Origin of the sequence: Beggiatoa leptomitoformis (genome assembly GCF_001305575.3) — a bacterium.
Classification (GTDB): Bacteria; Pseudomonadota; Gammaproteobacteria; order Beggiatoales; family Beggiatoaceae; genus Beggiatoa; species Beggiatoa leptomitoformis.
This window is the reverse complement of the sequence record NZ_CP012373.2, coordinates 2,250,236-2,264,788: the sequence shown is the minus strand read 5'-3', so window position 1 is coordinate 2,264,788 and position 14,553 is coordinate 2,250,236. Positions and strand designations below refer to the sequence as shown.

General features: G+C 40.9%; 20 protein-coding genes and 3 other RNA genes. 15 read left to right on the top strand and 8 right to left on the bottom strand.

Features of this window, described 5'->3' with window-relative positions; all coding sequences use genetic code 11:
- The first annotated feature begins 200 nt into the window (after positions 1–200).
- The 13 genes from AL038_RS09520 (at position 201) to AL038_RS09460 (ending at position 6,183) form a co-directional block, all read left to right on the top strand.
- Positions 201–272, top strand: an RNA gene (locus AL038_RS09520) — hammerhead ribozyme type II.
- Between the two features lie 49 nt (positions 273–321).
- Entirely contained in the window at positions 322–654 is a 333-nt protein-coding gene (locus AL038_RS09515) for a hypothetical protein (RefSeq protein ID WP_062152238.1), read from the top strand.
- 19 nt (positions 655–673) lie between these two features.
- Positions 674–740: hammerhead ribozyme type II (locus AL038_RS09510), an RNA gene on the top strand.
- 284 nt (positions 741–1,024) lie between these two features.
- Positions 1,025–1,348 (top strand): hypothetical protein, encoded by a 324-nt coding sequence (locus AL038_RS09505; protein WP_145917085.1) that lies wholly within the window; start codon positions 1,025–1,027, stop codon positions 1,346–1,348.
- A 13-nt stretch (positions 1,349–1,361) separates the two neighbouring features.
- An RNA gene (locus tag AL038_RS09500) (hammerhead ribozyme type II) lies at positions 1,362–1,431 on the top strand.
- Between the two features lie 18 nt (positions 1,432–1,449).
- On the top strand, positions 1,450–2,013 hold the full coding sequence (locus AL038_RS09495) for a regulatory protein GemA (protein WP_062152232.1): 564 nt from the start codon (positions 1,450–1,452) through the stop codon (positions 2,011–2,013).
- Positions 2,010–2,492, top strand: coding sequence for a hypothetical protein (locus AL038_RS09490; RefSeq protein WP_062152230.1), 483 nt, complete (start codon positions 2,010–2,012; stop codon positions 2,490–2,492). The genes AL038_RS09495 and AL038_RS09490 overlap by 4 nt, the downstream gene beginning before the upstream one ends.
- Positions 2,489–2,866, top strand: coding sequence for a hypothetical protein (locus tag AL038_RS09485; RefSeq protein ID WP_062152228.1), 378 nt, complete (start codon positions 2,489–2,491; stop codon positions 2,864–2,866). The genes AL038_RS09490 and AL038_RS09485 overlap by 4 nt, the downstream gene beginning before the upstream one ends.
- A gap of 3 nt (positions 2,867–2,869) precedes the next feature.
- The gene (locus AL038_RS09480) at positions 2,870–3,034 is read left to right on the top strand and encodes a hypothetical protein (RefSeq protein WP_161575457.1); all 165 of its coding nucleotides are present in this window, start codon (positions 2,870–2,872) and stop codon (positions 3,032–3,034) included.
- Positions 3,027–3,503 (top strand): hypothetical protein, encoded by a 477-nt coding sequence (locus AL038_RS09475; RefSeq protein WP_062152226.1) that lies wholly within the window; start codon positions 3,027–3,029, stop codon positions 3,501–3,503. The genes AL038_RS09480 and AL038_RS09475 overlap by 8 nt, the downstream gene beginning before the upstream one ends.
- Before the next feature lie 155 nt (positions 3,504–3,658).
- Positions 3,659–4,012, top strand: coding sequence for a hypothetical protein (locus AL038_RS09470; protein ID WP_145917084.1), 354 nt, complete (start codon positions 3,659–3,661; stop codon positions 4,010–4,012).
- 155 nt (positions 4,013–4,167) lie between these two features.
- Entirely contained in the window at positions 4,168–5,301 is a 1,134-nt protein-coding gene (locus AL038_RS09465; protein ID WP_062152221.1) for a GIY-YIG nuclease family protein, read from the top strand.
- Positions 5,302–5,418: 117 nt separating this feature from the next.
- A complete protein-coding gene (locus AL038_RS09460) occupies positions 5,419–6,183 on the top strand; it encodes a DNA adenine methylase (RefSeq protein WP_062152219.1) in 765 nt (254 codons plus the stop codon).
- Between the two features lie 48 nt (positions 6,184–6,231).
- Here AL038_RS09460 and AL038_RS09455 read toward each other — a convergent pair whose 3' ends face one another.
- The gene (locus AL038_RS09455; protein WP_062152217.1) at positions 6,232–7,053 is read right to left on the bottom strand and encodes a type I restriction enzyme HsdR N-terminal domain-containing protein; all 822 of its coding nucleotides are present in this window, start codon (positions 7,051–7,053) and stop codon (positions 6,232–6,234) included.
- A gap of 127 nt (positions 7,054–7,180) precedes the next feature.
- Here AL038_RS09455 and AL038_RS09450 point away from each other — a divergent pair, with 127 nt between their 5' ends.
- Positions 7,181–7,588 (top strand): hypothetical protein, encoded by a 408-nt coding sequence (locus AL038_RS09450; RefSeq protein ID WP_062152215.1) that lies wholly within the window; start codon positions 7,181–7,183, stop codon positions 7,586–7,588.
- Between the two features lie 7 nt (positions 7,589–7,595).
- Here the strand turns inward: AL038_RS09450 and AL038_RS09445 are convergent, their stop codons facing one another.
- From AL038_RS09445 to AL038_RS09415, 7 genes are all read right to left on the bottom strand, one after another.
- Positions 7,596–8,036: a phage virion morphogenesis protein gene (locus AL038_RS09445; RefSeq protein ID WP_062152213.1), complete on the bottom strand. Its 441-nt coding sequence runs from the start codon at positions 8,034–8,036 to the stop codon at positions 7,596–7,598.
- 1 nt (position 8,037) lies between these two features.
- Entirely contained in the window at positions 8,038–9,048 is a 1,011-nt protein-coding gene (locus AL038_RS09440; RefSeq protein ID WP_062152211.1) for a phage head morphogenesis protein, read from the bottom strand.
- The gene (locus AL038_RS09435; RefSeq protein ID WP_062152209.1) at positions 9,035–10,462 is read right to left on the bottom strand and encodes a DUF935 domain-containing protein; all 1,428 of its coding nucleotides are present in this window, start codon (positions 10,460–10,462) and stop codon (positions 9,035–9,037) included. Before AL038_RS09435 ends, AL038_RS09440 begins: the two co-directional genes overlap by 14 nt.
- Entirely contained in the window at positions 10,452–12,140 is a 1,689-nt protein-coding gene (locus AL038_RS09430) for a hypothetical protein (protein ID WP_062152207.1), read from the bottom strand. The genes AL038_RS09435 and AL038_RS09430 overlap by 11 nt, the downstream gene beginning before the upstream one ends.
- A gap of 120 nt (positions 12,141–12,260) precedes the next feature.
- Positions 12,261–12,551, bottom strand: a complete 291-nt coding sequence (locus AL038_RS09425; protein ID WP_062152205.1) for a hypothetical protein — start codon at positions 12,549–12,551, stop codon at positions 12,261–12,263.
- Positions 12,548–13,057: a DUF1804 family protein gene (locus AL038_RS09420; RefSeq protein ID WP_062152203.1), complete on the bottom strand. Its 510-nt coding sequence runs from the start codon at positions 13,055–13,057 to the stop codon at positions 12,548–12,550. The genes AL038_RS09425 and AL038_RS09420 overlap by 4 nt, the downstream gene beginning before the upstream one ends.
- Positions 13,050–13,397: a Mor transcription activator family protein gene (locus AL038_RS09415; protein WP_062152201.1), complete on the bottom strand. Its 348-nt coding sequence runs from the start codon at positions 13,395–13,397 to the stop codon at positions 13,050–13,052. Before AL038_RS09415 ends, AL038_RS09420 begins: the two co-directional genes overlap by 8 nt.
- Before the next feature lie 107 nt (positions 13,398–13,504).
- On the opposite strand from AL038_RS09415, the gene AL038_RS09410 reads away from it, so the two are divergent.
- A complete protein-coding gene (locus AL038_RS09410) occupies positions 13,505–14,551 on the top strand; it encodes a hypothetical protein (protein ID WP_062152199.1) in 1,047 nt (348 codons plus the stop codon).
- Positions 14,552–14,553 lie beyond the last annotated feature (2 nt).

The window sequence follows — 14,553 nt, the reverse complement described above, 5'->3', positions numbered from 1 at the left end:
GTGCGAATAACCCTTACGGGATAGATTTTTACTGTGTAAAACAACCGTTTCTAGTAAAAAAAAAGGTGGTATTTGAAATGCTATTTACTGAGGAGGCGAGAAAGAATTTAGACTACCAAAAGGCATTTAATGCCGCGTGGCGATTTACCCTAAAGCTAGAGTATCTCATTTATTGTGGGAAGAACAAAAAACTTTGGTATTTGCAAAATTAGTTACCGTATATCGCCCTGTCTGCCTAACGTGGTGGTTAGGTACTGATGATGTAGCCAAAGGTAAGAAATATGAAAGAACTTATTGATGATGTAGCCAAAGGTAAGAAATATGAAAGAACTTATTGATGTTAGTGACGAGCTATTCAATCTAGCACAACGAATTTGTCAGTGTAATGAAAATCGGGAATTAACGCGTTCTGAAGTAGTTGTGATGGCTCTTGAGTCTCTCGTTGAAAAAGCTATCTGCAATATTGCTGTTGCTGAGGAGAGAATGGCGATAAAAAATGGCATGTCCAGAGAGGAAAAAATTGAATGTTTACTCAATAGTTTGCTTGGGATAAAAGAAGATTTAAACGGAAATGAGCGACCGTTTCAACAAGCAATCAAGACGCTCAATAACTACGGCAAGTTTATAGAGTGGAACGAGCAAAAAACTGAATAAAAACTATAAGGGGAAGGGGAAACGAAACAGGGCAGAACATCGCCCTGTCTGCCTAACGTGGTGTGGGTACTGATGAGTAGCCAAAAGAACGGCTCTATTTGGAGTGCATATGACTAATGTCGACTGTGTGAGAGAAGATGTATCTAATTGGATAAAAAGAAAAGATTTAGAATCTGCTTTCTGTACCATAAACGACAAACTTTATACGTGGGGGGACGTTTTACAAGAGGTAGAGAATAGGACTGAGTTTGGAAACGATTTTGTGTTTCGTTTATTTTTTGTGGTGACGGCTAAAATTTAGCGCACGCTAGCAACGATACAATCAAAAGGTAATCATAAAAATGTTGGTAATTTTTCCAAGTAATTTTGTGTGATGGGTGTCAACGGGTATCCAATTGGGATTAGTTTCAAAAAACGTGGTGACAAGATGAGCAATGATGCGATTAACCGAGTACTGGTTAGAGTAAAGAAGATTACTGCTGATAATGTGTTGATAGTTATCCCAACACGTAATTATCGTGAAGTCATCAGTATTTCAAAAGCAGTATTCCCGCCTAACTACAAACTTGCTATAGGCACTCGCTTTTTTTGTATGGCTAATCAGGATGTAACTGATGTTTGTCGGCTACGGCTGACAAACTTTGAGCCTATAAAACCGCTCAAAGAAAAATATGCAAAGTTATTGAACGAATAAAAACTATAAGGGGAAACGAAACAGGGCAGAACACCGCCCTGTCTGCCCAGCGTGGTGGCTGGGTACTGATGAGTTACCTGCCTATCTGGAGAGAGTTATTTATGGCGAAAATAACACCAAAGCAGATTCATACCCTGCTTAGTCAAGCAGGGATAGACAATGAAACCTATCGTGTTTTGTTGAAAGATAGGTTCAAGGTGGACAGCTCTTTAAAGCTAACCGAAGCGCAAAAAGTCGAGTTAGTTAAACATCTGAACCGTTGTTTAAACGGTGCTAAAAAGCCGTTTAAACCCAGTTTTTACCGCTTTAAAAAACCACAAGCCAGAAAGATTATGGCGATGTGGTCGGAAATGTATAAGAAGGGAATCGTGAGAGAAAAAAACGGTTTACTGGGTTTTGTAAATCGTTTTAAACCGCTCGAAAAGTTGGAATGGATGGATATGTTAAGCGTCCCTGAGTTCAATAAGGTTATAGAGGGGTTAAAAGAAATGACTGCACGACACGAGAAGGAAAAAGCGCAGATAGTTGAACAAATAGAGGCGATATTTTCACAGTTAAGTATGGAAGAAAAAGCGCGTAAGTTAGTAACGGCGTGTAATGAGTATGGGTTGGTAAATCTCCCAATGGATTTTTTACGGGTTTTTATGAGTAAGGTGGTCGTATGACGCAACTCACTTGTCCTGTATGCAAGACGATATTAACCCTTGAACACATCGTTTTGAATGAAACCAGAAGCCAACTTTATAGGCTGCTTTTTGTACAACCAAAAGAGTTAGAGACTGCGATAGTTCTGTATATGGGGTTGTTCCGTAACAAACGGGATTTAAGCGATGACAAGGCGTTATCGCTAGTTAAACAAGTGCTTGAACTACATACGGATAAAGCAATTTTAGTTGAAAGTTTAAATCGGGTGGTTTCCTCTTTTCGGCAAAAAGAAGAATATGAACCCTTGAAAAATCACAACTATTTAAAATCCGTTTTAAAGACAGTTGCAAATGAAATGTCTGCACGAGTAGAGACGTTAGTTAATGGAAGCAGTGGGAACAGCATGATAGTTGAACAGCGCCCTGTAAAAAGAGTGCAAAAAAGCAAAGCAATTGAGGGTTTAACTGACTTAGAAGCCTTAAAGGGGAAATACGCATGAAACCACCAACTCCCCCTGGTTGGTTTGCTCAACGGATTATTTCAGGGATACAAGCTATGTATCTATTGAACCTAAATAACCGCCCTGCTTCCGACCAAGTAACGGTAACGGCTGAGTTATGGATTAACATTTTGTGGGGTAAAAATATTAACTGGGATAAAACCCTTGACTCAGAAAGACTGGCAAAAGGGTTTCAGCGCGCCTGTGCGGAATGTACAGAATGGATTGCTCCCGCAAAGTTTATGGAATACCTGCCTGCACGGGTTTATCCCATTGCTTTACCACCCCCGACAACCTCACCAGAAAAAGCGCGGGAGAACTTGGAAAGGTTATATAGATTAATAGGAAGTATGCCTAATAAGAATAGAGGCTAAATAATGAATCTATTGGATTTATTAACGAAAGAAAGCCAACCACATGGATGCGGTGGTGCGTGTACTGAGCATAATGGATTAGGGGCTTGTGAGTGTGCTGAAAGTCGGCGTTTTTTTAAACAATTATTAGAATTGAAGGGTAAAGTTAAGGAAGCCCAACATGCTTAAAAAACTAGCAATATTAATCCCGCTACTATCAGGCTGTAGTGTTGCTGAACAGCCAGTTACGCGGGCGCAAATTCCACCTTCTTTTGAAGTGTCATTTGCCGAAGCGAAGGATTTTAAATTAACGGTTTATGATGAAAAACTAATGCCCAAGCAGGCGACGAATGGGAATGATGTTTGGTTGGCAGGGATTAATTCATTAACAGGGCTTGCGAATCAAGCAATTCCTTATGTCGCGCTTACACGATTATTTAGCCGTGTCACCTCAGACGTGACAACCGTTTACGATGGTTCGTTTAATTCTGAGTCGTCAAGCAATGCCAGCAATACCACAACAACGAATACCAACGCGACCATCGCGTCAAACAACCCGATAACCAGTAATGCCACAACCACAACTGACTACGCTAATTCGTTTAATAAAACGGATACAGCAGTTAATACGAACACAAATACTGATATTCATGAGTGACAAACAGCTCGCTTTTGCGCGTCGTCAAGGGTGCGGACAACAATGTACCCTGTTAAATGGGTGGGGTTATTGTGAGTGTGTCGAGAATAGGCGATTTTTTAAACAATTGTCTGATAAAACAGACGTAAATAGTCACTGCAATAAGACAGATTGCAGTGACTGAGGTAAAAATGATGGGTATTGAAGACGTTTATTTTGATGTTGCAGCGTTGCAAAAGAAATACGGTTCACTCACTACTTTTGAGGCACTTCAAATAGTAGTGGCGTTTAAACAATCAGTGGCAATTAATTCATTCACTGAAATGTACGGTCATAGTAGCGATACAAACCTAGTGCTAGCAGAGGCAATTAATTCATTTACTGAAGCCTTTCGTGAGGCTCATTTAATTCAAGTCGGTACGAACAGTTTGCACCCGACTGTTTTAGAAAAGCAAGCAATGGCACTTGGTGAAATTAGCAGTGGGTTAAATGAGATTGCCAGTGCGATAAGAGAGTGTCAGATGGAATAATAATCCTAAAATCGTGAACGGGAAAAGCAGGCTTAATGCCTGCTTTTTTTATTTGCTTTTCCAGATGAAAACTTACTTCATTTTTCATCCAGTATTCTCTTAAAATAACCTGTATATTTATTTCACTCTAAAATACATTACACTAATGACTTAACATGCAATTTATAAAAGATATTTTATTAGCATTTCTTGCAATGTGTCTGCTCTTTTTTGGGTTGGGGGCTTTAGTATCGGGGATGGGTAGTAAAAATTATGTTTTAGCTTTTTTCGGTGGTTTTTTATTATTTTGCTGTCTTCTAATTTTTGTCAATAATTTTTCGGGTCAGAAAGATAAGTATAAACCGCCCTCTCCCCAGCCTGATTCAAAACAAAATGAGATTGAAGAATTACGCGCAAAATTAGATAAATTTACAAAATCTTATCAAGAGATTCGTCCGTTTTTTTTAAATTTGGCGAATGCCTATATACAGGAAGTTGTAAACAAGGCAGTCAATAAATTAACAGTTAATAATTACCTTGTGCAAAAAGCAAAATTAGAAAAACAATTGAATGCAATGCATCAATATGGGGTGACTGTTGGACATGCTAATGTCGATAAGTATTTATTGGTACTTAAGAATGAGTATGAACGGTTATTAGAAAAAGAAGCCCAACGACAAGAACAAGCACGTATCAGGGAAAAAATAAGAGAAGAACAGCGGATAGAACGTGAGCGTCAGCAGGAGCTAGAACGGATAGAACGTGAGCAGAAACTGTTAGAAAAAGCCTTGATGGAAGCGAGATTAAGTCATAGCGCTGATGTTGCGCGTCTTGAACAGCAATTGATGGAATTAGAAGCCAAAAGTCAGCGTGCGCAATCTATGGCAGAATTAACTAAAGCAGGCTATGTATATATTATTTCTAACGTTGGTTCTTTTGGTGAAGGTGTTTATAAGGTAGGGATGACACGACGACTTGAACCTATGGACAGGGTTAAAGAGTTAAGTAGTGCCTCCGTACCTTTTTCGTTTGATGTTCACGCTATGATTAGCTCAGAGAATGCACCTGCATTAGAGCACGCTTTACATAAAGCATTGAATCATTGTCGAGTGAATAAGGTTAATGTTAGGAAAGAATTCTTCCGAGTGCCATTAGAGACGATTCTAAATGCAGTTGAGCAACATCATGGTAAAATTGAATATGTTGCTACGGCGGAAGCATTGGAATTTTATCAATCTGCTGACGTGAAGAATGAAGATATGGATTACGTGTATTCCAAGACGGAGCATGAGGTCAGTGAGGATGAATAATCGCGCTTGACAACCATCGCGGGTGTTTGCTAACTCGAATTCACTAAAAGCAATGTTATATATCCATGTTATAATGTAACTTGTTACAAGGATGTAACGCCACATACAAGGATGTATATGAACAGTTTTTTAAGTTATGTTGGGGGTAAATCCCGACTGGCTGAGGAAATCGTTAAACTCATTCCACCGCATAACACTTACGCCGAAGTCTTTGGCGGTGCAGGTTGGGTCATGTTCCGCAAAGACCCGTCTAAAAATGAAGTCATTAATGATATTAATGGCGATTTAATCAGAACCTACCGCGTTATTAAATTCCACTATACAGAATTTATCCGCCAATTGCGCGGGGTGATGATTTCCCGTGATGAATTCAATAGATTGTTAAATCAAAATATTGAACACTTGACCGATGTGCAACGTGCAATCCGCTATTACTACCTGAACAAAACAGGATACGGCGGGCGCATGGTAAAACCAACCTTTCCCGCCTACAGAACCGACCCTAGTCGGTTTAATCAATTCACTCTCCGCAAGAACCTATTGCAAGTCAGTCGTCGCTTGGCGCGTGTTTGTGTGGAGAACAAAACCTATCAAGATTTTATCTCTTTATACGATACCAGCGAGACAGTGTTTTACGTTGACCCACCGTATTATGACTGCGAGACCTATTACGGGAAGGGAATATTTGGCAAAGAAGATTTTTCTGTATTGGCTGGATTATTAGAAGGGGTAAAAGGTAAGGTTATTATTTCTATTAATGACCGCCCTGAAATCCGTTGTATTTTTGCCAATTTCCACCTTAGAGAAGTAGCAACCAGTTATAGCCTTAGTGGTAAGACGCAAGCGGTTAGTGAGTTGATTTTTACTAACTTTGTGCCTTAAGTAAGTCAAGAAAAACCAGTAATGATATTGTCATTACTGGTTTCATGCTTAAGTAATTTCTTCAACTGTGCCGAATTGGCTTGTATAAAATTGGGTTAAGACTGATTTAGAAATGATTTTATAGAGTTCTGAGAATTTGCTTGCTAATTCTATTCTGGAACAATTGAACAAAATCGTTTCTTTTTCTAAGTGGGTACGGGGTAGAGAAAACACTTCTATGATGTTGCCGTCCGTAATTAGGCAGAATGAGCAACCTGTCCATAATGCGTAACTTTTGGCTTGGTTACGTGCTTGAATAATTTCTTTTTGCGTAGTTAATCTATTTTCTCGTTTTGCTTCAACTGTGAGTAAAACCTGATTTTTTAGGCTTTCCAATTCGCTATTAAATAGTGCGAAGTCAATATGCAACACGGTTGGCTTAGAGCCAGTCGCGGCATTAATTGCCATGTCGTCGTAACGGTCTGTTTCATTGAATCCTAATTTAAAAAGTAGTGGGATGATAAACTTCATTTCCACTTCTTTTTCTGTGCGCAGTTGTTTATCCGCTAAATTTTCTAGGTCTAGCCATTGATTGCCATCCCATTCTATAACCTGCATTTCTGCTGTACTTTCTGGTAATTGGGGTTGTGGTGTGTCCAGAGATAAATAAATCCAGTCTTCTAAGTCTAATCTCCATGTATCACCCAATTTCATGATGGTTGGGTTTACTAAGATTTCATGATCACGAAATAGTTCTGTGAGCCTTAACATGTTTTCTTCAGTACGACGGACAAAACCAAATTTTTTAATTAAGGTTTTCACCTTCATGCGTTTTGGCTTTACGTCCAAAGTGCTTTTTAATTGTTCAATAATTTCATTATCATCAGCCATTATTAACTCCTTGTAGTTTATCGAAGCATAACTAATTATTGCTATTCGTGGTTATATTTAATACTATTCTCGTTAGTGAGAACAGTAACAAGAGTTTATTAATTTTTAGATTTATAAGGGATAAGTCATGCCTAAGCCAAGTAAATGCGAAGTCGTTAATCAACTGATTACAAAATTTAAAAAGCCACTAGCGGCAATAGCCGAAGATTTGAATGTGGGCAGAGTTGCTCTGTATCAAGCAGGAGAAGGCAAGCATAGCCGTGAAATGCGGTCATTGCTTGCAAAAACGCTAGGGAAGTTACCTAGTAGTTTATGGGGTAAAAAAGAACAATATATCGCTGATGACGATATATTGTTCCGTCATCTTGAGGAAGATGCAGAGTATAGATTTTTATTGCTTTATACTATTAAAAGCGGTGGCGATATGTCCAGCTTGATAAATAATGGAATGGTGAAAGATGGCAAGCTGACTGAAGATGGACGGGTATTTGTTAGTGATTTGATTGTTAAATCGGATATGATAAACTTCGTTTAAGTCGAGTTTAAGTTCGTTTTAAACGTTGTTTAATCCATTCTGTTAATTCGGCTTCAACGTCGTTTTTATTGTCCTCGCTCAGTCCAAAGAACGGACGAGCGGGGATATTTTTTTTAGGATTGCCAAATTGATGTACAGCACCATAAACCGAGTCAGTGGCAACAAAAGCCTCAGCGGTGTTGATAACACCATTGTGAATGGATTTTAGTAAATCGCCTGTATCGATTAATAAAGAATGTTCTGGCTTTCTTGTTCTTGCGTAACGTTTTGACCATTGTTGCCACCGTGTGCCGTTTGGCGCTGTTTTTTCCTTACTGATTCTGTCTTTAATTTGCCCTTCTACTAGTTGGGCAATAAACTCCATAGTGTCTGTTGTGCCTAATATCCCGTCTAATTGCCTTAGCAAATTATCTAAATCTTTAAATTTTCCTGCTTTTATTTCTATCATGTTACTCTCCTAAACTGAATAACTTTTTGATAAACGAGAAAAATAACGTCATCGCCGTTTTTTGTTCAGTCAGCATAAGGTCTGCGTTTGTTTTATACAGGTTGTTATATTCCTTAATCATTTCCATTGCGAAGGGTTTGGCAATGGCTGGCGGGGCGACTTTTATTTTTTCGGTTAGTGTTTGAGTTAATGACCCTAAACGGGCTTGGTTGGCAAGTCCTACGTTGTAATCAAAGCCTGCATCTATGCCTTTGGGGATTTTTTCCATTTTGCCTGTGCGGCTGTTATACCAGTCGACCATTTCTAACTTCGGCGCAGTGGTTTGCAGTGGGATTTTTTTAAAGGTGGCGTGACCTGTTGGCAAGCCTGTTTCGGGGTCTATTTCTTGTGTGCCGATAGAGCTGTCAATTCCCTCTTTAAGGTATTTTTCATATTGGCGTTTGGTTATTTGGTCAACGTCGCAATGACAAAGCCAACCGTTTGGCGGGTAGATTATTTTCCAAATAGGGTGGCGAACGGGCAAGCATAAGCCGTCGAGTTTGACGTGTTCGGGTCTGTGTTCTTTGGCTACCCCAATCCGATATACAAGATAGGGGAAATCTTTCTCGCGTTCTTCAATGCGTTTCCATTTTGAGGCTGCATAAGCCATATCTTTGTTGGTTCTATAGATTGTATGCAGTCTATGCGGGCTACCCAGTTGCACATCGCGGATTTCGCCTGTTTTGGGGTCGGTCATTTGTCCTTTACCCCACCATCCCAACGCTTCTAATTTTGGTTGTAAATCCTTTTTAAATTGACTAAATGGCAAGCCTTTTTCTATGGCTTGATGTAAGGATTCATGTATCGTGGTTAGCACGTCCAACTGCATGGCTTTTGCCACGACAAAATTATTGAGATGTTCCTCTTTCCAAACATCACGCCAATCAAAGGTAGTTTTGCCTATTTTCTTTTGGGCGAGATAAGCAACGGCTTCTGCGTTGGGTTCTTGAAAGCGAAAATTAGGGAGCGACATAACCATCCACCGCTGATTTAAAGGTTTCTAAGATTAGGTTTTCGTGCAATGGGTCGGTGTCCATGCTTTTTAGTAAGGTTTGTAATTGCACGTCCTCATAGTCTTTTGCCTTGTCTATTAAATCCACAAGCGGATTTAATACGGGGTCGGTAACGCCTGCCCATGATTGGTATTCGTGTTCGTGTTGGCAATGTTCGCTGTGTGTGATGGGTTGCGCAGGTTGAGAAATTGGTGTATCCGCGCTTAATAATTCATCACCGTCTTTTGGCGCAGGAATTTGTAAGCGGTCATAGGCGAATTGTCTTGAAATTGGTAAGTAGTGGCGGGCTTTATCAAGGACATCCGTCCAGTCTTGTCTGGCTTCTGCTTCTTCATAAAATTCATGCGTTGGGGGTTCTGCTTCTGTACCGATGTTAATTTCAGTTATCCAGCGACATAACTCGCTTAAGGTTTGGCTGACCATTTCGCGGTCACACTCAAAACCCGCTTGTTCTCTCCCGCGATGGGTTTCAGCAGCAGCACGGCTACCATTGCCTTGAATGTCACTGGCTAATGTTTGGCTGGTTAAGGCGATGCCCATTTCTTTGTTACACGCCTTAATAAAATTGTCGTGGGATTCACCCCTTGCAGTGGGTTCTAATAATTGCACCTCGCCGTCTGAAGGAATGATGGAGACTGCCATCTCTACCATTTGCTCTAACCCTTGCAGGAGTTTGGCTTGTGTTATCTCGTCTGTCCCTGCGGGATATTTTCCAATTGTCCACGGCGTGCCAAATCGTTCACAAAATTTAGACCAGTATTTAAATCCACCATGTTTAAAGGTGTATGTCCAGAAACAGCTAGAAAATACTGCTTCGCCGTATGGGTTGGTATAACTAGGCATGTGGCGTGTTAGCAGAAACTTATAAGGGGGTAACTCCTCACCCATTACAGGCGAGTCTCGGGTAAGTAGGCGAGGTTCGCCTTCATAATTGAAAATGAACCGTCGGTTGGGTCTTGGCAGTATTTGGGCAGGTAATAAATAATCGCCTTGTTTTTCCCATACGATTTCTATCGCTGAATAGCCTCTAAAGACTGCCTCAGCAATTTGCCAAATGATGTCACCCCATTGCCAGTATTGAGCGGGTTTTCTGTCTAGCACTTGCTGGCAAAGTTCATAGGCTCTTTTATTGACGCGGTTGCTCGCAGGCATTTGTAGGCGTTGTTCAAAGCCTAATAGCCCTGCACGGATTGCGCGTAGTTGTCCTGTTACAAAGGGGTCTTTTTGAATGGCATCATAAACCTCCTGCGTTTTTCCCATTTTACGCAGGACGGGGTCGGGGTTGGGCAGGTGGAATAAGCCAGTAAAGAAGCGCGGGTCTGTACTGTTGCCTGCTAATTCGTTTAGTAATGGGTTGAGTGGTTTAGTAACCATCGTAATTAGTTCCTCTTCTCTTGTTTGCGCTACGTATGGTAGTAACGCCACTACCCCTGCTTACCGCTATCATCCATAAAAGGTGTAAGGCAGTTAATCCATCATAGTGATGGTGGTTTTGTGGGTCTGGAAAGGTGTCTAACTCGTCGAGTAGTTGGACGTGCGTAGCGTGGAATAGAATTCTTGGTTCTATGCCTGTAATGAATTCTTCTAAACTCGCTATACGAGTTTCTGCGGGAATGGTGGCTGTTACACCAATCAGTGGTAACGGGACCCCTTGCTGTACGGCGTTTTGTATAAAGGATAGACGCATGTATTCGTAGGCGTTATTATTTTCAAATGCCCACGCTAGACAATTGTATTGCCTTTGTAATTTTATGATGTCGTACTGTAATGCAGAGGTAACGCGACGTTTTATTTTGGCTTCTATAATGTGCAGTTTATGACTGGCAACGTCCCACCCACCGATTAATATCGCGCTGGGGTCGCTTTTTTCCCCTTTTCCCATAGAGGGGTCACATGCACCGAAGTAAACCCAGTGGGCAAGGGGAGATACCCAGAAAGCTAAATTTGTGAACACTTTCTCGCCGTCGTCTCTTGGCTCTCCCTGCATTTCAGTTAAAAATGCCTTCGGATTATTAGCCCGTTGTGCCATTAACCAATAGAGCGAGCGAACCGTTCCCCAACTGATGACTGCGCCCTTATTCATTTGTTTTTTATTTTTCGCGTAGTATTTATGCGAAGGTAAGTCTTCTGTTGTGGGTACTTTCCCGTCTTTTGCCATTTTATCAATGGCTCGTTTGTCCTCATTTCTCATGATTCTTTCGCACTCTTCCCATAATTCCATGCGTTCAGGGAATTGTTCGATTGCCTTGAAATGGTGGACAACATGACCGATGGATTTTTTAGCCCGGCTGACAGGGTCATCGTTATTTAAGACAGTGGCGACGTTTAAAGCCTTTACAGAACCATCGGGAGAGCCTAAATAGCTCACGGCTCTTTCATACCATTCCCAACGATTTTGTCGTTCTGTTGGGCTTTTGGCTTCTTTGTCGGTGATGAGGTCGTCGCCAATGATAACTTTAGGTCTGGATGCGCCATGAAATGTGCCACGTATGGCTTGGTCTGCGCCAAAGGATTCAAACTTAACGTTGTTCGCTGTGATAATTTCCCCGATGCGCCATAAACCAGTAGAGCCGTATATCTCTGGAAAATCTAAGGTTAAAGCAGGGTTAAAACAGAGTTCGGTTTTTATAACTTCTACCAATTTGGCAGGGAATGAGGCTTCTGCACCTAGCAGAACGATATAGTTAAGGTCTTTATTTTGGATGGCTTGCGTGGCTATCCATAGACAGCCAATTTTGCACAGTAGCGAGGTTTTAGCTTCACCGCGTGGCGCAATCCACCATTCTTTACATCCCTGTTTAGCGGTTAGCAGTTTGGGAAAACGCTCCATAAAGTGTTTTTGAAACACGGAGGCTTCCCCTCTAATATGGTGCGGGAAATAGTTGTAAGCAAAAAAAGCAAAGTCGCTGGCGAAAACTCGCTTGCGTCGTTTCTCAATCGCTTCTGGGGCTGGGTCTAGCCCATGCTCACGGGCTTCTAGTTGTTGCCTGAGCGATTGCGAGATTGCATAAATCTCTTGCAGGAATTCTTTGCTAGTGAGGCTATTATCCATTTTCTTCTTAAATGGCTTTTTAAAGCGGTTTAATTGCTAAGGTATGCAATCGGGCTACTAAGAAAAGTTAAACGTTTTTAAATCGGTTTTAAATCGTTTTAAATCGGGTTTAATCGCCGTTTAATGATTGTTGAGGTAGTAACCTAAAAGCAGCATGAGAATAGACCCGCTAATACCTAAAAGCCACATACCTATCCTGCGAAAGGTTTTCCAATAGCTCAGCTCTTCCTTGACCCCTTCTAATTCATCTTCTAGCTTTTGAATTTGTTTGTCGTGATTCATAGAACGTTCCTCTAATACGATTAGTTTATCTAGTTTCTCATCTACTCTAACTAGGGTTTTATTGCCCGCAGTTATCCGTTCTTCCATTCTGGCTATGCGGCTGGCAACATCATCAGTTGTTGAACTCATTTTTTATTCCCTACTTGTTTTGTCATATGCACCGCAAATGGCTCTAAGATGTCCACGAATGCGGTTAGATGCTGCGGATACTTTTCTTCTATAAATTTTCTTAAAATTGTCAAGGTTTTTTGAATAACAGCTAATTCATTTAATTGCGGTGTGCCGTCTCTGATTGCTCGCGTTAATTTTGAATAGCTATCTCCGAGTTGAGCAATAGCACCTACCGCCTCAAGTGGATTCTCCAGCTCTTTTATTTTTTCAAAAATATTCTGTGAATTTCTCGCTAGTTCTTCTAATAACCGTGCATTAATAGCACTCAATCCACCCTCAGCTATACGGTGGGCAGAGCGTGCTTTATCCCAATCGTCTCCCAATTTGGCAGATTTTTCTTTCCATGCTCGAACAGTTGTCGATGCAACCGTACCGAGTAGCTCCGCTATTTCTTCAAGGTTGCGGTATTCATACACGTACATATTGCGTGCTTTAAGTTTGTTCTGTTCGTTTATTTTAGCCATTGATAATTTTATGTATCCACTGTCTTGTCACGCCGTATTCATGCGACAACCTCACAACTATCGCGCCATTTATACGCCTTTCTTTTATTTCTTTATCACGAATGGCGTTTTTTAAAGTTTTGCATTGTGGTACGTCTATTAATGTACCGCCATATCTTATACGTAATTTAGCTTGGGCATCCTCGCTTAAAAATGCAAATTTCCCCGTGTTTTTAGTAGGGATGTACAAGCGTTGATTGGCGTATCTATTGATTAGTTCAAGGGTATCTTCTAGCCCTATCACCATGCTTAATTGCCACATTTTGGGCGGCAATAATTTTTGCAACTCGGTCTTATCCATACTTTACCTCATTTTAAGCATTTTTGTATGTGTAAACTACATTACCCTATTAATTATAAATCATTTTATCTATATTGCTTACTAGTAAATCGTTAAAGTGAAAAATTATGTTTACTGACACATTTACCGAGATTTTTCGGGCTGGAAAACAAACCGATTCTAAAGGCGATACATTCGAATGGTCTATTGAAGATTTAGACCAAATTATTGCGAATCATGGTGATGCAAGTAATTCAGCGCCGATTGTCATCGGACACCCTAAAACTAACGACCCTGCATGGGGTTGGACGGCGGAACTAAAAAGAGTCGGTAACGTATTGCTTGCCAAGTTCAGAGATGTAGCACCTGAATTTGAGGCGTTGGTAAAAGAAGGGCGATACCGCAACCGTTCAGTCAGTTTGGCAAAAACAGATAGTGGTTGGATGTTAAGACATGTCGGATTTTTAGGGGCAGTTCCCCCAGCGATTAAGGGGTTAAAGCCCATTTTTAATGCGTCTGATGATGCCTGTATTTTTGAGTTCAATTGTGAGAAGGAGTACGCAGATATGCCACCCGAAGTAAAAGATAAAGCCAATGGAGAAGCTGAGGCGAAGACAGTTAAAGCGCAAGAAGATAAAACTGACCCCAAGAATTTTAATGAAAAAATCATTGAATCTAAGGAGTTCCGCGATTACGTTCAAGCGCAAATTGAATTGGCGAGAACTGAGGCTACAAAAGCCACTGAACGTGAAATTGCTGCATTGAAGGCGCGGTTAGCCTCACAAGAACGTGCGGCAATGTTTGCAGAGAATAAGCAGTTGCTTGATGCCTTAGTTGGACAGGGTAAATTAATCCCTGCGCAAGTAACTGGTTTGAGCGAGTTTATGGTTGATTTGCGTGAGGCGGAAGGCTCTCGGACGTTTGAGTTTTCCAGTACGGACGGGAAGCAAGAAAAATCAAGCCCATCTGTTTTCTTCAAACAGTTTTTAGAAAAGTTACCTCAGCAAGTGCAACTCGGGCGTTCTAATCAATTCGGTCAGGAAAACGATGTTGCTACCAGTGTAATGCAGCAAGCAAAGATGATTTCTGATTATGTGGAAGCGCAGGGTAAAGCTGGTCGTATCATCTCATTTTCAACGGCGAAATCTGAGCTGTCAGGACAAGGAAAAATCTAACC